Source organism: Desulfobacterales bacterium (genome assembly GCA_028704555.1).
Taxonomy (GTDB): domain Bacteria; phylum Desulfobacterota; class Desulfobacteria; order Desulfobacterales; family JAQWFD01; genus JAQWFD01.
In genome coordinates, this window is sequence record JAQWFD010000023.1 from 1 (window position 1) to 22448 (window position 22448).

Annotated in this window: 21 protein-coding genes; 4 read left to right on the forward strand and 17 right to left on the reverse strand. The window is 49.5% G+C overall.

Annotation, left to right across the window (positions count from 1 at the left end):
• On the forward strand, window positions 1–186 hold a 186-nt coding region (locus PHQ97_09790; protein MDD4393021.1), incomplete at its 5' end, for a hypothetical protein.
• A gap of 173 nt (window positions 187–359) precedes the next feature.
• On the opposite strand, the gene PHQ97_09795 is transcribed toward PHQ97_09790, so the two are convergent.
• From PHQ97_09795 to PHQ97_09830, 8 genes are all read right to left on the reverse strand, one after another.
• Window positions 360–1133 (reverse strand): DUF364 domain-containing protein, encoded by a 774-nt coding sequence (locus PHQ97_09795; GenBank protein ID MDD4393022.1) that lies wholly within the window; start codon window positions 1131–1133, stop codon window positions 360–362.
• A 255-nt stretch (window positions 1134–1388) separates the two neighbouring features.
• Window positions 1389–3179 (reverse strand): radical SAM protein, encoded by a 1791-nt coding sequence (locus PHQ97_09800; GenBank protein ID MDD4393023.1) that lies wholly within the window; start codon window positions 3177–3179, stop codon window positions 1389–1391.
• Between the two features lie 3 nt (window positions 3180–3182).
• A complete protein-coding gene (locus tag PHQ97_09805) occupies window positions 3183–3809 on the reverse strand; it encodes a class I SAM-dependent methyltransferase (protein ID MDD4393024.1) in 627 nt (208 codons plus the stop codon).
• Entirely contained in the window at window positions 3799–3993 is a 195-nt protein-coding gene (locus PHQ97_09810; protein ID MDD4393025.1) for a hypothetical protein, read from the reverse strand. The genes PHQ97_09805 and PHQ97_09810 overlap by 11 nt, the downstream gene beginning before the upstream one ends.
• Before the next feature lie 569 nt (window positions 3994–4562).
• Window positions 4563–5111 carry a DUF4178 domain-containing protein gene (locus tag PHQ97_09815; GenBank protein MDD4393026.1) on the reverse strand — a complete coding sequence of 183 codons (549 nt, stop codon included), beginning with the start codon at window positions 5109–5111 and terminating at the stop codon, window positions 4563–4565.
• A gap of 13 nt (window positions 5112–5124) precedes the next feature.
• Window positions 5125–5829, reverse strand: a complete 705-nt coding sequence (locus tag PHQ97_09820; GenBank protein ID MDD4393027.1) for a PspA/IM30 family protein — start codon at window positions 5827–5829, stop codon at window positions 5125–5127.
• A gap of 195 nt (window positions 5830–6024) precedes the next feature.
• Window positions 6025–6417, reverse strand: a complete 393-nt coding sequence (locus tag PHQ97_09825) for a YbjN domain-containing protein (protein MDD4393028.1) — start codon at window positions 6415–6417, stop codon at window positions 6025–6027.
• A gap of 62 nt (window positions 6418–6479) precedes the next feature.
• The gene (locus tag PHQ97_09830; protein ID MDD4393029.1) at window positions 6480–7037 is read right to left on the reverse strand and encodes a nitroreductase family protein; all 558 of its coding nucleotides are present in this window, start codon (window positions 7035–7037) and stop codon (window positions 6480–6482) included.
• Window positions 7038–7274: 237 nt separating this feature from the next.
• On the opposite strand from PHQ97_09830, the gene PHQ97_09835 reads away from it, so the two are divergent.
• A complete protein-coding gene (locus PHQ97_09835; GenBank protein MDD4393030.1) occupies window positions 7275–10217 on the forward strand; it encodes a DEAD/DEAH box helicase in 2943 nt (980 codons plus the stop codon).
• A gap of 91 nt (window positions 10218–10308) precedes the next feature.
• On the opposite strand, the gene PHQ97_09840 is transcribed toward PHQ97_09835, so the two are convergent.
• The 4 genes from PHQ97_09840 to PHQ97_09855 all read right to left on the reverse strand — a co-directional run bounded on the left by PHQ97_09840 (window position 10309) and on the right by PHQ97_09855 (window position 13837).
• Entirely contained in the window at window positions 10309–10533 is a 225-nt protein-coding gene (locus PHQ97_09840) for a DMT family transporter (GenBank protein ID MDD4393031.1), read from the reverse strand.
• 68 nt (window positions 10534–10601) lie between these two features.
• Entirely contained in the window at window positions 10602–12425 is a 1824-nt protein-coding gene (locus tag PHQ97_09845; protein ID MDD4393032.1) for a hypothetical protein, read from the reverse strand.
• Between the two features lie 31 nt (window positions 12426–12456).
• Entirely contained in the window at window positions 12457–13155 is a 699-nt protein-coding gene (gene queC, locus PHQ97_09850; protein MDD4393033.1) for a 7-cyano-7-deazaguanine synthase QueC, read from the reverse strand.
• Between the two features lie 37 nt (window positions 13156–13192).
• A complete protein-coding gene (locus PHQ97_09855) occupies window positions 13193–13837 on the reverse strand; it encodes a radical SAM protein (GenBank protein MDD4393034.1) in 645 nt (214 codons plus the stop codon).
• 142 nt (window positions 13838–13979) lie between these two features.
• Here PHQ97_09855 and manA point away from each other — a divergent pair, with 142 nt between their 5' ends.
• Window positions 13980–15182 carry a mannose-6-phosphate isomerase, class I gene (gene manA, locus PHQ97_09860; GenBank protein MDD4393035.1) on the forward strand — a complete coding sequence of 401 codons (1203 nt, stop codon included), beginning with the start codon at window positions 13980–13982 and terminating at the stop codon, window positions 15180–15182.
• Between the two features lie 84 nt (window positions 15183–15266).
• On the opposite strand, the gene PHQ97_09865 is transcribed toward manA, so the two are convergent.
• Window positions 15267–15992 carry a superoxide dismutase gene (locus tag PHQ97_09865; GenBank protein ID MDD4393036.1) on the reverse strand — a complete coding sequence of 242 codons (726 nt, stop codon included), beginning with the start codon at window positions 15990–15992 and terminating at the stop codon, window positions 15267–15269.
• 260 nt (window positions 15993–16252) lie between these two features.
• Complete coding sequence (gene surE, locus PHQ97_09870) at window positions 16253–16960, reverse strand: 5'/3'-nucleotidase SurE (GenBank protein MDD4393037.1); 708 nt, start codon at window positions 16958–16960, stop codon at window positions 16253–16255.
• A 333-nt stretch (window positions 16961–17293) separates the two neighbouring features.
• On the opposite strand from surE, the gene PHQ97_09875 reads away from it, so the two are divergent.
• Window positions 17294–18232 (forward strand): radical SAM protein, encoded by a 939-nt coding sequence (locus PHQ97_09875; GenBank protein ID MDD4393038.1) that lies wholly within the window; start codon window positions 17294–17296, stop codon window positions 18230–18232.
• A 22-nt stretch (window positions 18233–18254) separates the two neighbouring features.
• On the opposite strand, the gene PHQ97_09880 is transcribed toward PHQ97_09875, so the two are convergent.
• The 3 genes from PHQ97_09880 to PHQ97_09890 all read right to left on the reverse strand — a co-directional run bounded on the left by PHQ97_09880 (window position 18255) and on the right by PHQ97_09890 (window position 22172).
• Window positions 18255–19571, reverse strand: coding sequence for a metallophosphoesterase family protein (locus tag PHQ97_09880; protein ID MDD4393039.1), 1317 nt, complete (start codon window positions 19569–19571; stop codon window positions 18255–18257).
• A 236-nt stretch (window positions 19572–19807) separates the two neighbouring features.
• Window positions 19808–20809, reverse strand: a complete 1002-nt coding sequence (locus PHQ97_09885) for a YhdH/YhfP family quinone oxidoreductase (protein MDD4393040.1) — start codon at window positions 20807–20809, stop codon at window positions 19808–19810.
• A gap of 184 nt (window positions 20810–20993) precedes the next feature.
• A complete protein-coding gene (locus PHQ97_09890; protein ID MDD4393041.1) occupies window positions 20994–22172 on the reverse strand; it encodes a tetratricopeptide repeat protein in 1179 nt (392 codons plus the stop codon).
• Between the last annotated feature and the right edge of the window lie 276 nt (window positions 22173–22448).

A 22448-nucleotide genomic window follows, 5' to 3' on the forward strand; every position in this document is an offset into this window, starting at 1 on the left:
ACTACTGGGTATAGGTCAACCGGCGGTGAGCCGTTCGGTAGTGCGGGGGGAAAAATTAGCTCAGGATATGAACTTAAGCTTAATAAAGTAGGAAATGCATTTATTCATGCCCGTCCCCTTATTGCCCGGATTCCCGCTCAACAGCATTGCGGGAATGACGCCACGTTGAGACTCGACAACCGGTAAATCAGTAATTTCCGCATCCCTGACCGCCGGAAGCCGCTGTTTCATCGTCGTTTTGCCATTAACCGCCGGTGATTTGCAGCGTTCCGGCAAAAAGGGAAAAAACAGCTGTTGTCAAATGCCGGATAAATTGAGCCAGGCAGATACCCCGGTTCGGTTATCATCTGCAGTTTGAATCATCCATCGCTTCCGTATGGACAGATTCTGTCGATTCCCATCTGGTAGCTGATGCCCGCAACCGTTACGCCGTAAAACAAATATTTTTTCCGGTGTTTGCAGATCAGATTCCAGATGGTTTCAAACGTATCATTGCACAGTGTCGTGCCGGTCGCCAGAACGACATCAGACTCCTGAATCAGGGCTTCGGTCCGGCGACGACCGTCTCTTACGATGACCCCGAATTTTTCCGTATCGACATTTTTTTTATCCAAATCATTGATCAAAACATTTTCCGGTCCAAAGGTCTTCACCAGCATTTCGGCAATTGCCGGATTCAGCCCGATCAATCCCACCTTTAATTTTCCCCAGGTATTCATCAGATGATCGGCGATGCATTGTGAGCATTGTTCGGGTTCCTGATCCCTGCAATGGACCGTTCCCCGAACCAGATCCAGCTTCCTCAATACGGCATTGAGCGTTGCAAAATAAACCGCCCGGTTCTGATTCGAATTGAGTGGCAGGTCAACGACCTCACGGATACTGCCCTGAAAATCCACCGGCGAATCCGTGAACGAATGCCCTCTGGCACCCAGGAACAGGGCCTCCAGCATTTTCTCCTTTCCCTCTATGATGGGATAATCTCTGCGTTTCGGATTTCCAATGGCTTGCTCCGGCGTCAGTGTCCTGGCCAGAATGCAAACCGATGCATTATCAAAAGCGTTTTCATGAATCAGCGTTCGCAAATTCTCTCTGGATTTTTCAATCAAATTCCCAGCTGCTTGAATGGTCATGATCAATGTCCTTTTTCCCCTAAGGGACAGCAAAATTATTATTGTCACGTTTTTATGCCATGCGCCGTAACTCCGGGCATGAAAATTTCTCAGACCACACATCTTAAAACGGCCTGAATCCCCCGATATTCAGGGGAGGGACGAGAGAGTCTATTCTTAACGGCAATGACCTTTGGGTAAATCTCACGGTGAACATCGCTGGGTTAAAGCTTTTGGATATCCTGATACTTCTTTTTTCCGTAAGCGCTCCGTGCGCTATTCCAGCCACCGCCAGCGGCGATCGGGTTTGCTGAAGGAACGGTTGGCATCGAGCGGATCAAAAGCGATTCCGTAAAAATTGCGATAAAAAGCATCGGCCTCTGCCATGACATCATATGAGCAGCGCTCCGGATGAAGGACCCGGGCCATGTATAACAAACCAAGCACCCAGCGCGGACTGCCGAAATCCCATCCAGGAGCTGGATGAACAAAGATTTGCTTTTGTTTGACGGCATCGGCCTCCACGCCAAGCGCCAGGCATTCAGCCAGAAAGTCATCCACCGAGTTGGATATAAACGCCGAGATAAATATCACCTCCGGATTTATCCGGTTGAGTTCGGAAACCGTCAAAGTGCGTCCCGGACGACCGCCGTCCGGCAGTTCGCGGTTCACACTGACACCACCGGCCGTTTCAACGAGTTGATTTTCCAATCGGCCGCCGTTGATATAGAACAGGGGCTTGCCCATGGCATAGTAGACCCGTGGCCGCCGTGTAACCGAAGCCAGGTCGGTTTCTATGCGCGCCAGACGATCTTCCAGATAAGTTGCCAGGACTTCGGCCTGCTCGGCGGCATTCACTTTTTTGCCGAAATAGCGGACCGCTTCGATATACGTCCGTGGATGCTGAATGCTTTTATGCAGTTTTTTTAATCTGCCATTTTGAAGGACATCCTCCCAGGCGCGTACCACTACTGCTTTGCTGGTGACACCCATGGCGATGAGCATGGCTTCCACCATCTCCATGGCGCGGGTAAAGGGGTAGCCACCTTCAAAGTCACCCTCCTGATAGGCCGATTGTGATGTAAGACCAACTAGTTGCAGCTCGCGTCCGCAGGCAGGGCATTGATCAGTCTGTTGCAGACCGTTTGGCGGTATAATAATCTTGGCGCCCATGGGGCCGTAGAAGTCGCGACGCAAGACAACGTGACCGCATCGGGGGCAACAGGTATGCAGGTGGTTGCTGCCGGGCGTATTGAACAGGTAGACAAAGTCCAGGTCCTGACGGAGTTTTTTGCAGAAATCCTCTGATTCACGGATAGAGGGTTCCTGGGTAATAGCGGCTGTTTCAAAAGGAAGAAAACGCATCACCTGAAGAGGAATGCCTCGCGAGATACCCGAGATATAATGTGCAAGATCCATTAATTCGGATTGATTTTCACGGGTCAGGATACAGGAAATTTCGATATGAACGCCTGCCTCATGCAGGATTTCCAGATTCCTGAGTACCGGTTTAATTTCCGGCACGCCGCAGGCCTGATAAGCTTTATCCGTAAAACCCTTCATGCCGACATTGATAAAATCCAGACAGGGCAGCAGTTGCGTCAATGCTTCCGTGGTAAAATATGCATTGGTGGAGCAGCCGGCCATAAGACCTCTGGCGTGTGCCAGTTTCGCAATTTTTAAAAATCCGGGAAACGCTGCCAACGGATCATTCATCAGAAAAACAATCCCTTCGCACTGGTTTTCAAATGCCTTGGTGATGATCTGCTCGGCACTCAGCTGCTGAAGGGCCCGGCTGTCAGAAAACATCTCCCGAACAAGAACCGTGGAAATACAGCCCGGACAGTTGAAATTGCATCCGGTGGTCGTGATCTGAAAGAATTTTGCCCCCGGGTGAAAATGCAGAACAGGCATGGTTTCAATGGAGATGGGACAGGCGACCAGATAATGGTCCGCAAACCGTTCCACGATATGGTTTTCCTTTAATTCATAAAGTCCGCAGGCACCTGTTCGGCCTTCGCCAAGCAGACAGCGAAGCTCACAGATGGAACAGTTCAAGGTATCCATTTTTTATTTCCTTATGGCAAGCCACAGCCCGACCTCGTCGTTGTGCACAATGGTAAAGGAATCGATGCCGGCGGTTTGGAGTGCCGTCTCGAAAAGTGCGCGGTTTTGGGGACTCAGATTACGCCCCACTTTGTTTCGGAACCGGTCGCCGCCCTGATCGCGTGATGCCATTTCACGTTTTATGGATTCTTTTAATTCCCGCGACCCGAAACCACCGCCGATATAAGCCCACCCATTGGGGGCAAGCACCCGATAGATCTCACGAAAGGCCCGGGGCAAATCTTCCCAGAAAAAAACCGATCCGCGGCTGACGGCCAGATCTACGGACCCATCCGGCAGGCCGATGGCCATAACATCTCCCCGAAGCGTATGGGTCCGGGTCTGCAAGCCGTTTTCGGCAATTGTCCGGCGGACGATGGCGAGCATTTCCTCGGACTGGTCAAAGAAGTGGACAAACAGTTCGGTGGACCGGGCCAGGGCGGTGCCCAGATAGCCCCCGCCGCAGCCGATATCCAGACATACCCCTCGGGTGACGCCGGTATGAGCAATGATCTGGCTGGCGATGAGCGGATATACGGGCGCGAATACGGTTTGTGCGATATGATCAAATTCTTTTACGTCAATTTCCATCTGAATCACTCTTGTTTTTCTGTGCGTCCACCCCGGAGGATATCTCAGCGGATATCAGCCCGGCAGCCTCCAGGCGGCACACGTCAATGCGTTCGGAACCGCTCCTGTTGAAGTTGTTGGACGGGGTTCTGGTTTTATCAGTAACAGCAACGTCACTGAGGGTAAATACGCCGGTGTTTTTCATGTTGATACCCGGTTATTCGGCTTTGATATCTCATGAACCGATCCTTTCATCTGACATTATTGAGACAATGCCAGGTGGCGTTCCCAGGCAATAGATGTTCCCCATAGGGCTCGCTCAGAAATAAGTTCGCAACTTTAAGTGTTTGGGAAGTTATTTTTGAGTGAGCCCATAGTACGTTATAAATGCACTATGGTAATCTATAAGATACATAGCAGGGCTTCTACAGGACAGCTTTTTAAAAGTCAATAATTTCCTGTGGGATGTACGCGGTGAATTTGGTCTGTTTTTCAGTGCCTTATTTTCCAAACGCTGTCAAAAAAATAAGAAATTCACAAAAGTTACAAAAGTTGTAAAAATCGTAAAAAAATTTTGTGTGAATTTTTGCGGCTGATATTTTACCGAGGGGGGTTTGATTTTTTTGTCTGGATAGGACTGAAGGGTTTCATAAAAAAGATTCCGGTGCGTCATCAGCAGGTGGGCACAGTAGCTTATGCACCTGCTGATGCGCTTTGCGCTTTGAATTTAAACCGAAATTCCGCTGAATTTCCGTGACCCTGACAGAACTTTCGTCAGGGTGTGGTTCCGGCCGGCAGGATATTGATGAACTGATATTCCTCGACCGGGATGCCGACGGAGGCTTCAAAATCGTCATCTCCCCACTGTTCAATCGAAAGGAATTTCTTTCCGGAATCATCCTGGTAACTCCAGCTCAGCAATTCCTTTCCCGGCCCCTTGCCATTCTGGAAGAAATGCCCGCCGGCCATTTCTTCCAGAAAATAGGTTACCTGTTCATAAACGATTGTATCCGGGGGATCCTGGTGCTGCCGGATATGATCGAAGACAGCGGGGTCAAGCCGGGAAACCGGAATTTTCCGGTTGACCGACCAGGCGTCTTCATCATCGGACTCCCTTTCCAGATAAATCGTTTCATCGTGGCTGATCAGCTGCCATTCCCAGGACCTGTCACCTTCTCCCCAGTCATAATAATGGCTGGCTTCCACCTGCCAGGTTTTCATATCGAAATCCAGCAGGTAACCAATCTTGAGATTCGGCAGCGTCAAACCGGTTAACGGATCCGGGCCGGTGTCTTTTTTTTTGAAAAAATCAAACAAGCCCATGAGCACTCCTGATCTATTCCAGACCCATCTTCTTTTTCAATTCAAGAAGGTGCTCTGAAGCAGTAGATGTTTTGCCGCTGCCAAGAGCCGCGTTGATTTCATCGTCAACACTATGATCCGCGCTGACCATATCCCCGTATGCCTGGGAAAGCGATTCATCTTCCTCGACCTTGGCCTTCATTTTCTCCAGCATGGCAATGGTGCCGGAACCGTCTATTCTGGCCAGCTGTTCATTGATTTTCCGGGTCGAAGCGGCTGTTTTGGCCCTTGCCTTCAAGGTGATCAGATCATTTTCATATGAGGTGATGGTCGATTTGATTTTTGTGACATTGGATTGAAGCTGACCGGCCATCTGCTCATGGCGCTGGGCTTCGGTAGCGAGCCTGACAGATTCTTTGCTGAGCTCCTCCTTTTTTAAAAGTGCTTCAGTGGCCAGTCGTTCGGCTTCTGCGACATCCAGTCCGCCATTCTGTCCGTTTTTCAACAGCAGCATGGCTTTGCGTTCATAGTCCGCAGCCAGCCTTTTATTATTTTCGGAATCTTTGCGGGTCCGGATGGCAATTCCTTTCACCTGGGCCAGGCTGATCTGGGCCTGCTGAAAATCGTTTTTCAGATCCCGGATGCCCTGTTCGGTCATTCGGATCGGATCTTCAAATTTGTCGACAATGGCACTTGCCTGGGCCTGTCCTACCTTGAACAGTCTGCTGAATATTGACATAGGGTTTATCCTCCTGAAATATCAAAAAATATAAAAGCATCATTGCCGGCCGCGTAAAAAGTCATTTTTTCAAAACTCCCGCAGAACAGGGAATTTATAACGCCCTTAAAAACTGGATTCCCGCCTCCGCGGGAATGACGTGAAGGGCCTTTCGAGTGCTTTTTACGAAACCGTCAATAATTGATGACAGCATCATTATGCCGCGTATTTTAACAGATCGGCGGCATACTCCGACAGAGCCAGACTCAGCGCCTGAATGGAAGCTTCGAGTTCATTGCGGTCAAGGTTTTCAAGTTGCAGGGTATCCCGAAACAGTATCATGGATTCGTTTTCATCCAGGACAAACGCACCGTGAACCAGATTCCGGTTCATTTGAAGCAGCCGTTTATACAACGGTCCCGAATTTTCCGGTACCTTCATGATCATCTGCTCAAGCACAAGAATCGGCTCTTCGCAATCGATGATAAGATTTTTAATGCCGCTGTCCTCATCTTCCACCACCACCAGCTCCTCTGCTTCATCTTCGCTGATTATGGCCATGTCCATGTCATTGAGATACCGCTTGACCAATTCAAATTTTTCTTTCATGCATCCTCCGATTATTGAGTTTATTGTTTCGGAAATAACCCTGATACTGAAATGGCCGTCCATCATTCCATCGTCTTTCCCCATTTTTCCTTAAACGCAATCTCTCCGATGGATTTTCTTCGTCTCTGTCGGCCGGGGGTTTTATCTTTCGGATACCCGACGGCAAGCAGGGCCGAAACCTTCACGTATCCGGGGATATCAAGCAGTTTTTTCAGTTTTTTTTCATGAAACCATCCGATCCAGCAGGTTCCCAATCCCAGCTCGGTTGCCTTCAGCACCATATGCTCCATGGCAATCCCCAGATCGATCTGAAAATAGTCAATCCCGGTAATGGCCGATCCGATCCGGCTGGCTGCCAGATCAAGTTGAGAGCACCCGACAATCACTAACGGCGCCTGATCGAGCCATGCGTTGGAAATAACCGATCGCATGGCATGCCGTGTGATGTCGGCAATGGTGGCCCGGTCGGTAACCGCAATAAAACGCCACGTCTGGCTGTTACAGGCTGAAGGCGCCAGACGGGCCGATTCGATCAATGCGATGATGTCATCGGTTTTAACGGGTTCCGAAGTAAACGTTCGAACTGAATACCGGTTTTTGAAAATATCGTCAAGAAGCATCGGTCATCCATTTTTTAATCCGTTTGTGGCGTTGGGCTTGAAATAAGGAGTATTTCATGTAAAATCGGATTTTTGGATCTGTTTCGTCTGCATGGTCGCTATCATCGGTTATGCGTGAGCAAACGCAATAACACTTTGTATAATAGGATCTTTTTTTATATTTTACAAGGTAGAGTCCATCAGGAAATGTCTGCTTTTTCCCGGTTGTGGAAGACTGGGCGACTTGCGTATCATCTAATGAAAGCTAAACTTATGCCGGTTCATTCATCCCGAGATATCAATGAATATATTCAATCCCTGTTGAATTCAAAACGCATCGGCAGCCAGGTTGTTTACCATAAAATTCTTCCCGCCAGCCCGCCGTTGTGGTCCGATACGGCAGGCGGCCGAAATGACCCTTTGAACCGTCTCATGAAGGCATCGGGGATTCAGCGGCTTTACAGCCATCAGGCACAGGCACTGGACCTGATCCGTTCCGGCCGGCATGTGGTGACGGCAACGCCTACGGCCAGCGGCAAGACCCTCATCTATAATCTGCCGGTTCTGGAACGGATGATGGAAAATCCGGGTGTACGGGCACTGTATATGTTTCCGCTGAAGGCACTGGCACAGGATCAGCTCGCTGCCTTTAATTCGATGGCCGCATCCCTGAATGATCATTCTCCCCGCGCGGCAATTTACGATGGAGACACCTCAGCCTGGCACCGCAAGCGCATCCGGGAAAATCCTCCCAATGTTCTCATGACCAATCCCGAAATGCTTCATCTGGCCTTTTTGCCCCATCACTGGAACTGGGCGGATTTTTTTTCGGCGCTTGAATATGTGGTCATCGATGAAGTTCATACCTACCGGGGGGTTCTGGGCTCGCATATGGCGCAGGTTCTCAGGCGGTTTAAACGGATCTGTTCTTTTTACGGAAGCCGCCCGACCTTTATCTTCAGCTCGGCCACCATTGCAAACCCGGCACAACTGGCGCATCAGCTGACCGGCATGGAGGTGGTTCCGATAACAAAAAGCGGCTCGCCCAAGGGACATCGGCACGTGGTGTTTATCGATCCGGTGGAGGGGTCGGCTCAGACGACGATTATGCTGCTGAAAGCCGCGCTTCACCGGGGACTTCGAACGATCGTCTATACGCAGTCACGAAAATACGCGGAGCTGATTTCCCTCTGGGCCGGCAGTAAATCCGGACGGTTTGCCAGCCGGATCAGTTCCTATCGGGCCGGCTACCTGCCCGAAGAACGTCGCGAGATCGAGCGCAAGCTTGCCGATGGGGAGCTTCTGGCGGTTATCTCCACCAGCGCCCTGGAACTGGGTATCGATATCGGGGACCTGGATCTGTGTATTCTGGCCGGCTATCCCGGCAGCGTTTCATCCACATTGCAGAGGGGAGGGCGGGTAGGCAGAAGCGGGCAGGACAGCGCCATGATCCTGATAGCCGGTGATGATGCCCTGGATCAGTATTTTATGCGAAACCCCGGCGAGCTCCTGGGCCGTGAGCCGGAAGCGGCGGTGATCAATCCGTATAATGCCATGATACTTGAAAAGCATCTGGCCTGTGCCGCCGCCGAACTGCCGCTGAAGGCAGATGAGCCCTGGCTGACGGAACCCGGCGTTCTGCGCTCTGTGTTACGCCTGGAACAGCGGGGGGACCTCTTGCGGGGTGCGGACGGGTCTGAATTTTTTTCCCGGTACAAGTCGCCGCACCGGCATGTGGATCTTCGGGGATCGGGAAGCCAGTACCATATCATATGCAGTCAGACAGGGGAGAGCAGGGGGGATATCGACGCCTTCAGGGCGTTTAAGGAAACTCACCCGGGCGCCATCTATCTTCATAACGGGGAGACCTACCAGGTCGATCATCTCGGGATCGATACGCAGACCGTAAAGATTACCAGAGCCCATGTGGATTATTATACGCGGGTCCGATCATCCAAAGACACTGAAATTCTCGAGGTGCTTAATGAAAAAACCGTCCGGGGAATCAAGGTCAGCCAGGGAAGGCTGAAAGTGACGGATCAGGTGACCGGATATGAAAGATGGCGGATACACCCCCAGAAAAAAATCAACATCGCTGCTCTGGATCTTCCGCCCCTCATTTTTGAAACCGAAGGCATCTGGTTTAATATTCCCCCGGAAATCCAGCATCGGACCGAACAGGCATACCTTCATTTCATGGGCGGCATCCATGCGATCGAGCATGCGGCCATCGGCATCTTTCCGCTGCTGGTCCTGTCTGACAGAAATGATCTGGGAGGTATTTCCATCCCTTATCATGAGCAGGTGGGCATGGCGGCCGTATTTATTTATGACGGCATTCCCGGAGGAGCCGGTCTCAGCCGTCAGGCCTTTGACAAGGCCGATAAACTTCTGGACCTGACGCGTCAGGTGATTGAAAAATGTCCCTGTGAGAACGGATGTCCCTCCTGTGTTCATTCTCCCAAATGTGGTTCCGGCAACCGGCCGATTGATAAGGGGGCGGCTTTTTTTATCCTGAACCAGATGAAGACCCGGCCGGCAGGGCAGGTTACCCATCCTGACACGGTAGCCGAACCCGCCGGCCACGATATCGATCGACATAATCCGGACCGCCTCAAAATAGTAGAACTTCCGCCCCCACAACCGGAGGCGATCATGACGCAGACGCCCGGACGCTTTGCGGTACTGGACATTGAAACCCAGCGCTCGGCACAGGAGGTCGGCGGCTGGAACCGGGCGGATCTGATGCGGGTCAGCTGCGTGGTGGTTTATGATTCATATGACGACAAATTTCACGAGTATCTGGATCACCAGATTCCGCAGCTGATTGAGCACCTGACCGAAGTGGATCTGGTGATCGGGTTCAATATTCTCCGGTTTGATTATCAGGTTCTTGCCGGATACTCTGATTTTGCGTTTAAAAATCTTCCGACCCTGGATCTGCTCGATATCATATTCGGGCACCTGGGCTACCGGCTGTCTCTGGGTCATCTGGCCAGAGAAACGCTTGGCGCCGCTAAAAGCGGCGATGGGCTCCAGGCGCTGAAGTGGTGGAAAGAAGGGCGTATACGGGATATTCTGGATTACTGCCGGATGGATGTGAAAATTACAAGAGATTTATACCTGTACGGAAAAACGAACGGGTTTCTATTGTTTCAAAATAAAAGCGGCCATAAGGTCCGGATACCGGCGGGGTGGTGAAGGTAGAAGAAAGGGTATAGGGGTATAGGGGTATAGAGGTATAGGAGGGTATAGGGTGAAGGGGGAAATGTCATTATGTACCATCTGATGTTTAAAATCGTCGGATAATGATCACGCCCGAGGCAATCAGAATAACGCCGATGACGCTCCATGTGCTAACCGGATGGGCCGAATATCCCGACGAGCCATAAGGGGCCAGCAGCAGTGAAATGATGGGCTTGATCATCTGGCCGGCCAGTATCAGCGATACCAGGGAGGTCGCATCGAGCCTTTCCGCAAGGATGACGGCAGTGGCGACAAAAAAGGCGTTGAGCAATCCTCCGGTCCAGATTCACCACGGATGGGTTGTCATGGACAACATGCGCCGGCCATAGCTGGAGGCTCTCAAAACTTGCAGATGGCCAGCCGTTGATCGTACATTTTTCCTATACCGTATTCTTTCCGTCTCATGAATTTTTCTTTTGACGGACCGATGATCTGCATTTCCGGATGTTTTTTCTGGACCTGCAAGGCAATGGTCATCTCCTTGGTACATCCGGTGCTGAATGTCGCATCTTTCCCGACCCATTCCGGCGGTACTTTTTCCTTCAGCAATTCAAACGATTTCATGATATCGCCATAGCTTTGAAACCGCCAGATATCAATCAGGCCGCTGCGTTGAACAATTTCCCACATATACATCAGATCATCAGCATCCATGCCCACCTGAAAATAATGCGACGGATTGATGATAAAGGTCTCGGAGAGCTGCGTCTTCAAGTGTTCGATAAACACGGACATAATTTTTTTAGCGGTTTTGACTTTTCCGGGAATGGAGCCCACGATGCCGCTGTAAAATACGACTGTCATCCCCCTGGCTTTAGCTTCTTTCATCTGATCGATAATCGCTTCCGCTCTCTGTTCCAGATCCTGATGAGAAAATTTCACTACATCCGGATGCCTGGGTTTATAGTGGACGGATACGGTACCCTCCGGATTGCACGAAATATTGAATACATCCCGTGTAAACTGGAAATGGGTGTCGAAAAACCGGGTTCGCTGCTTATGGCCTCTGGAGATGACCGCGTCGACCTCTTTGAAGCATCGGCTGAATGTCCGTGATGCCAGAACAAGATTCACTTCTTCGCGGGTACCGTCTGAAATGGCGATGACCGATACATCGCTTCTGAGAATGCCGACCAGCTCGTTTTTTCCGATCTGCTTTTCCTTGATCAGAAAGGCGCCTTCAAGTTCTTTTTTTAACGTCTGATCTTCCTGAATATCATAAAAATCGATTTTGCTGTACAGGGGGCCTTCCTTGAATGCAACAATGACTTTATGGCCCAGTTTGACAAGATAGCGGATAATGGCAAAATCGATAATGACTTCACCGGCTTCATCCGCCAGCCATAAAATTTTTCCGGGCAACCGATGAATTTCTTCCGGCCGGTTATTTTGCCGGACACCTAAAAAATCAAGCAGGGGATCGATCCCATTTCCGGTAATATTTCGATTCATCGCCCTGCGATAGTCTTCTTCGGTCATCGGGATGTCTTGATCCGAATTCCACAACGCAGTTTCCCCGGTCAGGGACAGGAGGCGTTTGAGTTCGATATAATCAACGCTGTTTCTGACCCCTGAAATATTTTCCGGCAACTGAGAGAACTCGGACCGGCTTAATGAATTGATGGCGGCATAAAATTCTTTTGAGTTCAAAGCCTTATGGGTACGCCAGTTACGATGCGCCTTTTCGCACAGATACGGATCTTCGATCAGCGTCCGGTTCATGAAAATTTTCAGCAGGCGTTTTTCAAGCCGGGAGGGCAGCATGATTTCATCCCGTGTTTCATGCTTGAATTTAATACGGATCAACGATTCCAGATACTTTTTTTCATGTTCATCCTCGATGCGGGTATGTATCAGATCCAGTATATTCTCCAGCACCTCATGATATTGTTTCCGGAGAAAATCCGACTGGTTCCGGCTGATGATGTCTTCAAACATCATATCCGGGCAGGGGTAATAGCGATCATCTTCTTCCGTATATACCATGAACCGGATCTGCTCCGGCGTTGCCGCATGTTCCGGATGCGTAACATAATCCAGGTGGTTTTCAATGAAAAATACCGTGACCCATGCGTCTTTTTCCGGGTCAATTCCGAACCTGTAATATTTGTTTGATTCCATGGGCCTGCATAAATCAGATGCGCCGTTTTTCCCGGGTTTCATTAAAATCATGCTCCTGCGATGAAAATCTCGTTCATGAAAAATTATATCTGGTCGGGTCCGGGATGCCGGCCTCGGCAAATCCCTTTTTACGCAACCGGCAGCTGTCGCATTGACCGCAGGCCCGCCCGTCAGGGGAAGGATCATAGCAACTGTGGGTGATATGATAATCCACGCCAAGTTCGGTCCCTTTTCGGATAATCTGGGCTTTGGTCATATGGATCAGCGGCGTATTGATGCGTATCCGATCGGTTCCTTCGACACCGGCTTTGGTAGCCAGATTGGCCATGCGCTCAAACGCTTCAATGTATTCCGGCCTGCAGTCCGGATATCCGCTGTAGTCCAGGGCATTGACCCCGATAAAGATATCGCTGCACCCGAGCACCTCTGCCCAGGCCAGGGCATAGGACAGGAATATGGTGTTTCTGGCCGGCACGTAAGTGACCGGGATTTCATCCGGCATGGTCGCCAGCTCCCGGTGTTTGGGGACATCAATATCATTATCAGTAAGGGCAGAGCCGCCGATTTTTTTCAGATCGATCTGAATCACCAGATGTCTCTTCGTACCGAAAAAATTTGAAACCGCGTTGGCAGCTTCCAGTTCAAATACGTGCCGCTGCCCATAATCGAAGCTCAAACTGTAAATCTCATACCCGTCATCCTTTGCCATGGCCATGACCGTCGTAGAATCCAGCCCGCCACTTGAAAGAACGACTGCTTTTTTACCCGTCATCATTTATGGTAGAACCTTTCTGTAAAAAATAATTTATTTATACCCCTCTATCGATATCGGGCCATATGAAATTATGGAGTTGAAGATGCAGCCTCACATCCAGATGATCTTCCAGAATCCAGCCGGCCAGCACAGCCGGTTCGAGTTTTCCGGCTACCGGCGAAAACAGGGCATGATCCGTTGGAAAACCGGCCGGTACCGACACGAGGGTTTCTCTGGCAAATCGGTAATCTTCCTGATCGCGGATGACAAATTTCAGCTGATCCTCCGGGCCGATACGTTTCAGATTTGCCAGGTCGTTGTGATGGCATTCCCCGCTTGCCGGACACTTGATATCTACAATATGGACACACCGGCGATCCACCCGGCTGATGTCATGACTGCCGTTTGTTTCCATCAAAACCTTATAATTCAACGCCAGAAGCTGCCGAACCAGATCCGGAGTATCCTCCTGCAGCAGGGGCTCTCCCCCGGTGATTTCAACCAGCTTGCAGCGGCAGGTCGCAACCTGATCGAGTATTTGAGGAATTGACATGAAAATCCCCTCGGAATACGCATATCGCGTATCGCAGTAAGTACAGCGAAGGTTGCACCCGGTCAGGCGGACAAAGACACAGGGTCGACCGCTGAATAAGGATTCCCCCTGAATGCTGTAAAATATTTCATTGACGCGCAGCGACATGGATATTTTTTCCCCTTACCCCTTAAGATGCTTTTAAAATTTTTACATTTGTATAAGCGGCAGAATTATTATAAATAAACCCTATATCAATCGGCTGTTATTTAGTAAACCCCAACTTGATGTTCAGGTATGACTCTATCGTATGAATACCATTACGCTGCTTAAAAATACCATACAGGAATATGCCTGGGGGTCTAAAACGGCGATACCCGCTCTGCTGGGTCTGAAAACGCCTTCCGGCTCGCCTTTGGCAGAACTCTGGATGGGCGCCCATTTCAAAGGCCCGTCCATGGCCTTGTATGAAAATCAATGGATTTCCCTGGCAGATCTGATCGGCACCTATCCGGAAGATATCCTGGGGAAGGATGTTGCCGCCAGATTTGATAATCAGATACCCTATCTGCTTAAAATTCTCGCGGCTGAATCGCCGCTGTCGATCCAGGCGCATCCGAGTCCGGATCAGGCAAGGCAGGGGTTTGAGGCAGAAAATCGACTGAACATCCCGTTAGATGCACCATTCAGAAATTACAAGGATGCCAGTCACAAGCCGGAATGTATCTGTGCACTGGAACCGTTCTGGGCATTATGCGGGTTTCGTCCAATATCGGATATCCTGAGGGGATTTAAAAAAATATGTCCTGAATCACTGAAACGCCAATGCCACGGTCTGAGTCTGCGCCCGGACGCCACCGGTCTCAAACATTTTTTTTATACTCTGATGACAATGGAGCAGGCGCAAAAGGATCGGGTGATTCAGGAAGCGGTCTCATGCGCATCGGCGGCAGCAGGCGATGATCCGGCATATCAGTGGATAAAGAATCTGTATGCGGCATATCCGTCGGATATCGGCATTTTATCACCGGCGCTGTTGAATCTGGTATGCCTGAATCCGGGTGAAGCCCTGTTTTTGTCTGCCGGATGTCTTCATGCCTACCTCAAAGGTGTGGGAATCGAATTGATGGCCAACTCCGATAATGTGCTCCGGGGAGGATTGACCCCTAAACACATTGACGTGTCCGAGTTGCTCGATGTGCTCCGGTTTGATGAATCCGGAATTGATATTCTTTACCCCGTTTCCGTCCGAACCGCCGAAATGATTTATCCTGTCAGGGCGGAAGAATTTGTTCTGTCGATCATAACCGTATCCGCCGGGACAGAATATGTCAGCCCGCGGCATCGAAGCATTGAAATCATGATCTGTACCAGCGGCAGTTCAATGCTGTCGGATTCTTCCGGAAAGCGCATCCGGATGGAAAAAGGCTGCTCGGCCATGATTCCGGCTGCCGTTGAATACTACCAGTTGAAAGGCAACGCGGTAATTTATAAAGCCGGGGTAATGATCTGACGAGGCCGCCCGATCATCCCCCTTGCTTCAAACGAAGTGTCCTTCCAGCGGCAGAGCGCCTCAGTCCGCCCGCAGGGCACTGATTTAAATCACCGATGCTAATCGGGTGCTGACTTCATCCCAGTCAATGATTTCAAAAAAATTTTGAATATAGTCCTGCCGCTGATTCTGATATTTCAGATAATACGCATGTTCCCATACATCACAGACCATCAGGGGGTATACGCCCCATATCGAAAGATTCTGATGCTTTTCAGCCTGCAGGATGACCAGCTGTTTCATATGGGGCTGATACGCCAGAATCGCCCAGCCGCTTCCCTCCACTGATGCAGCTGCCGATGTAAATTGAAGCCGAAAACTGTCAAATCCATTGAAGTTCTTTGTGATCATGGCGAGCAGAATTCCATCCGGCTTTGTTTTGACGGGTGACATATTCGTCCAGTACAAACTGTGCAGGATATGGCCCGAGCCGTGAAAGGCAAGCTCCCGGGTCCAGTGTTTTATCAACTTGAATTCGTTGGATGCCCGGGCTTCGGCCAATTGCTTTAACGCTTCATTTAATCCTTTGACGTAGCCGGCATGATGCTTGTCGTGGTGAATGGACATCGTTTTCATGTCGATATGGGGTTCCAGCGCATCGTACGAATACGGAAGTGGCGGCAGCTGAAATGTTGCACCGGTTGAGCTGTCACCCCCTGTTTTTGAAGAAGCCAGACATATTGCAGTCCCGGAAAAATGGTTCACACCCACCGCCATCGCAGTCAGGCCAAATCCGGTTATAAGCTGTCTGCGGGTACACGCATGTTCCATGATGCCTCCTTCCATGCATTCTCTTTTTGATTTGGTTTGGGCCGTTGCTGATTTTGTAAGTGAACAAAATAAAGCGGTTATAGTATTAACCTGAACAGCAGTCTGTTAAATCGGATAAGACATGGATCAACCCGGCACCTCTGGTGGAGAGCCCGGACAGATTCCACGGATCCGGGTGGGTATGATATGAGCCTGTCAGTGCGGGTGGAGATTCATCGGGTTTTCGTTGGCGCACGGTTTATAAATCGCGACAGAAAAAATCAGGGCAATGTGCCATACGAATTTTCAAGGGACATTTTCGTTACCGTAATTTTTCCGCTGAAACATATGTCCACATCACGGCCCGGCTGACGTGGACGTTTGTGGTAATCACCCGTATAGATCATATGATTCTTGTCTTTTTCAAAACGTACGTCTAAAGGCATCGTGTCCAGTTTGCAGTATTCAAACTGAAGGCAGGTGCTGTTGCCGGGAGGATGAGGCAGATTAATATTCCAGAAATGACCGGGTTCAAGGCTGTCCTGAATGAGGGTGCGCAGAATCGGCATTGCCCGACAGGCTGTCAGACGCCAGTCGACTTCACGGTTCCGGGCGAGATACTGCGATACCGCTATCGCCGGATATCCCAGTAAAGTAGCTTCCCGGACAGCCGCAACTGTCCCGGACATATAAATATCCGCCCCCAGATTGCCGCCGTTATTGATTCCGGCAATCACCCATGACGCATCCGGTGCAATATGGGTTAACGCAATGCGGGTACAATCCGCCGGAGTTCCATATACACGGTACCGGCCGGGAGCTGTCTGCTCAATCCGTATGGGAGCATCGGTAGTTACTTTATGGCCCACGCCGGACTGAGCATTATCCGGCGCCACAACGACCAGTGTCCCGAATTCTTTCATAATGGAAGCTAACGCAGCAATACCGGGAGCATCTATCCCGTCATCATTTGTCAGTATCAGTTTCAATTTAAATTCCTGATGCGTAAGAAAAGGGTGAAAAAATAAGCGATCTGTGTTATCGAGTTTTTATTATAATTAAAATTTTTTGGCAAATAAACAATAATAAAGAATGCGCACAAATTAATCCGGCCCTGAGGGGGATGGATCCTGTCAGCATATTATGATCGCGGGCATCGATATTCCGAATTTGCGGCGCCATAGCGGTTTTCTGTAAATGGAAACGTTTCCCACCGGTTAATATGTTGATTTTTCTCAATATATAATATTGATGACATTGTCAAATTATTCAGAATATTTATTGAAATATATTTCTGGACACACAATCAAAGGTGACTTCCCGTGGAATATTATGAACCCATTTATATCAAAACGTTCAGAAGCGGTCAGCTTCAGGAGAAAATTCAGACAGCCCGAAAGATCATGAACGCCTGCGAGATTTGCCCCAGGCAGTGCCGGGTGAATCGGAATTCAGGCGAAACGGGGATATGCAAAACTGCCGGCAACGCGGTTTTATACCGGTATAAAGTCCATTATGGAGAAGAAACCCCCCTGATTGGCGCCAACGGTTCCGGGAGTTTTTTCTTCACACACTGTAATCTGCGTTGCATTTTCTGCCAGAATTTCGAAATGAGCCATCAGGGCAAGGGAAGAGAAATAACCGCCGAAGAAATGGCCGGTATGATGCTGACGCTTCAAAAATCGGGCTGTAGCAATATCAATTTTATCACCCCGACGCATGTGATTCCCCAGATTCTGTCCGCGCTGGGAATTGCGATTCATAAGGGGTTGTCCATTCCGCTGGTCTATAACTCAAGTGGCTATGAAAGCGTAGAGACTCTGAAACTTCTGGATGGTGTCATTGATATTTATATGCCGGATTTCAAGTTCTGGGACCCTGAAATTTCCGAAAAGCTGTGCGGGGTAAGGGATTATGCGGAAAAAACAAGAGCGGCTATCATAGAAATGCACCGCCAGACCGGGGATCTGGTACTGGATGAAACGGGAACCGCCCGCCGCGGGCTTTTGCTTCGTCATCTGATTCTTCCCTCCGGCCTTGCAGGAACCCGGGATATCATGAGATTTACTGCCCAGCAGATTTCTCCGAATACCTATGTAAACATCATGCCTCAATTCAAACCCTATTACCGGTCCAGGGAAGTCAGGGAACTGATGAACCGCATTACCGAATGTGATTATGCAGATGTCCTGAAGACAGCAAGAGAGGAAGGAATCACCCGTATCGATCCATTACCCGGCAAAGTGTTTATGAGCTTTTAAACCGATATGGGGACCTCTGCGATTACTTTTTCAGAACAAAGGAATCATACACTTCTCCGCTTGCATCATAGGACGCATATGCCAGATGATTTTCATCAATACTGATTACCTGAAACAGCTGCCGGTCTGTTCCGCTTTTATCCATGATATCTTTATACCGGTCATTTACTGGATAGGATTTCGGGCCGCAGACCGAGATAATATAGACCGTTCCTTTTTCAGTATCCGAGACCCGGATGCCGTTTTTGAGTTTGCCGGTACGGCTGTAGGTATGATCATGGCCCTGCAGCACCAGATCCACTGAATACTTGTCAAAAACAGGGACAAACAGATTCTTAACAGGGGAATTTTCTTTATTTTTCCGCTTTTTCCCGGTTGAATAGACGGGCTGGTGAATCCCGACAATGGTCCAGCGTTGAGGATTTTCAGATAAAATGCCGTCCAGCCATAACACCTGTTTCTCAAGCTGTTCATTGCCGTTGAGCATCACGAATCTGACCCCCTGATAATCAATGAAATAAACGGTTTCTTCCAGGCCGGCCGGCCCGTTTTCAGGCAGGGTAAAATGGGGGCGCCACAGGTGAAACAGTTTAAAGTCTTTGCCATGGACATATCTTTTGTCAGGATATTCATGATTTCCGGGCAGCAGAATCATCGGGGTCATTCGCGGAATCCAGCCAAAGGCTTCAAACAACTCGGCCCATTCCTCATCATTATCCCCATTGTCCACAAGATCACCGATGAAGTGCCAGAAGGCCGCATCCGGCGCTGTTTTATACGCAGTACGAAATACTCTGGAGCACATGGACCGGACTTGTTCCTGAGGATCTCCGAAATATACAAATTTAAACGGGGATTGGGTTTTATGCGCCGTTTTAAACTGATTCCATTCACTCCAGTGCTTTCCGTCCCCGACCCGGTAGGCATACAGCGTATCAGGCGATAGTGACGTGAAGACAGCCGAATGGTGATAGACCCTTTTATTATTTTTACCCACGACAACCGTTTCCATATCCGCCGGAAAGGTCCGTGCTGTCACGATAAAATCCGACGATTCGGTTACCCGTGCAATCTGGGCCTGCGGATCTGACACCTCATCAGACACCGTGCGCCACGTGACTGCCTGGCTGGACCAAGGTGTTTCTGTCAGATTCAATATGATTCTTTCAGGCAGATAGGGCGGTCGCGGATAAAATGCCCCGGCAGAAACGTCCGGGGACAGGAGGGATGTTGCCTTTTCCTGTCGTATCGTGCCATTGCAGCCGCCGATCAACGCCAGCAGCAGAAAGACTGACCATACTCTAAAATACCTGCCGGATGTGTACTTAAAAATTTTCATTTATCCTTTCCTGTCCGGTTCATTCAATCCACAGATAAAATAAAAAATTTACTTTAGGCCCTTAATAAAACAACATCAATAAATTTTTGTCAATGTTCAAGCTGCAATTTGGACCCTGTGTGGGAACGAGTAAAATATGACAGCATGATATTCTTCAAATATTACCTGCCCTCAGGAATTTTCCGGATACGGACCGAACAGAAAATTGTGATGCATAAGGATTTGTCCATGGGGAATCAAACACTCAGGTTAACGACTGTTCTGCCTGTTATCATCCCTTTTAAAATACGACCGATATACGGTTCCAGTTCCGAAATGGAAATTTCAGTAGCCATATCATCCAGATGACTGATTTTCCATTCGTTCGACAGATTTCCCCAAAGGGTTTGACGCAACGGTTTCCGGCAGTTGACCGAGTCGATTCCCAGCAGGCTGACACCTCTGAGGATAAAGGGAAACACCGTGATATTGAGGGCAGGCGATGCCACATTGCCACAGCAGGTGATTGTTGCTCCATACAGGGTGGATCGAATGGCAGTTGAAAGAATATCTCCGCCAACCGTATCGATGACGCCAGCCCATTGTCCTTTCAGAAGCGGTCTGCCGGATACATCATGGACCTCTTTTCGATGGATGATCCGCGTTGCGCCCAGATCGGTAAGATATTGCGATTGATCGGATTTTCCGGTGACCGCCGCGACTTCAAATCCCGCCTTTGATAATATTCCTACGGCAATGCTGCCGACCCCACCGGTAGCCCCGGTAACCAGTACCGGACCCTGATCCGGAGATACCCCGTTTTCTATCATTTTATGCACTGATAAAGCCGCCGTGAATCCGGCAGTTCCGTAAATCATACTTTCTCTGGCAGTCAGATGATCCGGAAGCCGGATGATCCACTCCGATGGCACCCGTATATACTGTCCGAACCCGCCGGAGGTATTCATGCCCAGATCATAACCGGTGACCAGAACCCTGTCCCCGGGTTTAAAGCTTTTATCGACACTGCTTTCCACGATACCGGCGGCATCTATTCCGGGCGTATGGGGATAAGATCGGGTCACCCCCTTATTTCCCGTCGCTGACAGTGCGTCCTTATAATTCAGAGAAGAATAGCTCACTTTTATCAGCACCTCGCCATCCGGCAGCTCATCGATGTTTTTGTCTTCGACGGAGCGGACAAAAGTCTGATCGGCGGTTTCTCTGACCACCATGGCTTTAAATTTTTTATATTCCATAGCACCACATCCTCCTTGACGGTTATATTCCGGACAGAAAAAAATGTCGGGTCATATCCGGAAACGATTGTTATACATGCGCAAAAAGGGACAGAAAATTTGAACCAACTGAAAACAAAAGTTTCAGCTGATGCGTTGATGGAATGAAATTTCGGTCATCGGCGATGAACTCCCGGCCGGCCGGTTATCTGTAAAAAGACAGCCAGTAGCTTTCGAATTCACTAAAGGCATATCCGGTGGTTGATTCAAGGGCCGAATCAAATGAACTGCCTTGCCCCATCTGGGCCAGGATTTCCTGAAGATTGTATAATTGAACCGTTTCGATCAAAAAACAGGTTGCAGACAGGGCCAGCGAATAGTATTTTTTTGCTGCTTCAGTACTCAGAGCGCTCGTGCCGGGCAGGGATTTCAGATCCGGCACATCGCATTGTCTGATCCATTCTGCTGCCATCTGCATTTTCTGCCGGTTGCCGTTTTCATCGGTCGAGAAATATTGCGCAAGACCCTCATTCAGCCACCAGGGGCATCGGCTGGACATGATATCGTATATGACCGCATGAACATATTCATGGGCCAGTACCGGCTTTAATGACTGCATGTTGCTGTTTGCCACCGGAATCTTGATCTGCCCTTCATATATTCCCGAAACCCAGTCGGGCAGATTGGTCACATCGACAAAATCATTCCGGCTCATCAGTACGACAGCGATCTGACGCTTCGGATACGCATTGAGCTGCTCACCGATACTGAAATACATGTCATCGAGCATCTTCGACACACTGCTTCCGAGGCACGGGTTTATGTCTCCATCAAAGCTGATGAAAAATTGATAATCGGATTGAATTTCATGCCCCCGGATCAAATTCAGCTGTTTTTTCTGATTGTCAACCCGTTTTCTGAATGCAGCATCCGTATCGTTTAATTCCAGAGCACGATTCCAGTGTTGAAGCGCGATATCAACATTGTTTTTGTTATATGCGATTTCGCCAAGTTGCCGGTAAGCCCAGTACAGTGTAGGATCAAGCCGTACGGCCTCTTCCAGAGCGCCCTCGGCTTTTTCGTATTCGGATTGTTTCAGATGGCTCAGGCCGAGAGATAAAAAAATGGCGGGTATATCCCTGGTGTACGTTAATGCATTATTGAATAAATCGATCGCTTCCCCGAATTGATTGCCGTTGTGGGCTTGTTTGCCCAGTTGATAATAACAGAACGAAATATAATATCGGATATCCGCTTCTGAACCGGGTGCCCGGGATGCTGATATCAGCTTTTCAAGTGCTGCCTGCCATTGGGCTTTGTCCAGCAGTTCAGCGGTCCCGGTATCCAGACGAACCGATGGCAGCCGGCAGTCCGGCTGTGTCATTGTTTCAGAGCGGACATCGACGGGTCCGGCAGCAAAAAAAGAAAATACAATGAATGAAAAAAATAATCGGATAAGTTTCATGGTGGTATGGAGTACAATGACGCATGCTTATAAAAAGGGTTATTTCTGGGCTTGATCATAACTGCGGCCATATTCTTTTACGTGCAGTTTCGAAGTCCCGGCCGTTTCCCCCGTATCGTGCCGGAGAAGCCGGGAACCGCCGGGACGGTCCTCACGACGTTATGGCCGCAGCTTTAAGCCCTTGTTTCTGATATT

Coding starts and splice junctions, on each gene's coding strand:
- PHQ97_09880 (MDD4393039.1), bottom strand. CDS start 19,571: ATGAAAATTTTTAAGTACACATCCGGCAGGTATTTTAGAGTATGGTCA.
- PHQ97_09800 (MDD4393023.1), bottom strand. CDS start 3,179: ATGGATACCTTGAACTGTTCCATCTGTGAGCTTCGCTGTCTGCTTGGC.
- PHQ97_09865 (MDD4393036.1), bottom strand. CDS start 15,992: ATGGAACATGCGTGTACCCGCAGACAGCTTATAACCGGATTTGGCCTG.
- PHQ97_09810 (MDD4393025.1), bottom strand. CDS start 3,993: ATGAAAAACACCGGCGTATTTACCCTCAGTGACGTTGCTGTTACTGAT.
- PHQ97_09795 (MDD4393022.1), bottom strand. CDS start 1,133: ATGACCATTCAAGCAGCTGGGAATTTGATTGAAAAATCCAGAGAGAAT.
- manA (MDD4393035.1), top strand. CDS start 13,980: ATGAATACCATTACGCTGCTTAAAAATACCATACAGGAATATGCCTGG.
- PHQ97_09885 (MDD4393040.1), bottom strand. CDS start 20,809: ATGGAATATAAAAAATTTAAAGCCATGGTGGTCAGAGAAACCGCCGAT.
- PHQ97_09815 (MDD4393026.1), bottom strand. CDS start 5,111: ATGGGCTTGTTTGATTTTTTCAAAAAAAAAGACACCGGCCCGGATCCG.
- PHQ97_09835 (MDD4393030.1), top strand. CDS start 7,275: ATGAAAGCTAAACTTATGCCGGTTCATTCATCCCGAGATATCAATGAA.
- PHQ97_09855 (MDD4393034.1), bottom strand. CDS start 13,837: ATGTCGCTGCGCGTCAATGAAATATTTTACAGCATTCAGGGGGAATCC.
- PHQ97_09845 (MDD4393032.1), bottom strand. CDS start 12,425: ATGAAACCCGGGAAAAACGGCGCATCTGATTTATGCAGGCCCATGGAA.
- PHQ97_09805 (MDD4393024.1), bottom strand. CDS start 3,809: ATGGAAATTGACGTAAAAGAATTTGATCATATCGCACAAACCGTATTC.
- PHQ97_09820 (MDD4393027.1), bottom strand. CDS start 5,829: ATGTCAATATTCAGCAGACTGTTCAAGGTAGGACAGGCCCAGGCAAGT.
- queC (MDD4393033.1), bottom strand. CDS start 13,155: ATGACGGGTAAAAAAGCAGTCGTTCTTTCAAGTGGCGGGCTGGATTCT.
- PHQ97_09830 (MDD4393029.1), bottom strand. CDS start 7,037: ATGCTTCTTGACGATATTTTCAAAAACCGGTATTCAGTTCGAACGTTT.
- PHQ97_09825 (MDD4393028.1), bottom strand. CDS start 6,417: ATGAAAGAAAAATTTGAATTGGTCAAGCGGTATCTCAATGACATGGAC.
- PHQ97_09890 (MDD4393041.1), bottom strand. CDS start 22,172: ATGACACAGCCGGACTGCCGGCTGCCATCGGTTCGTCTGGATACCGGG.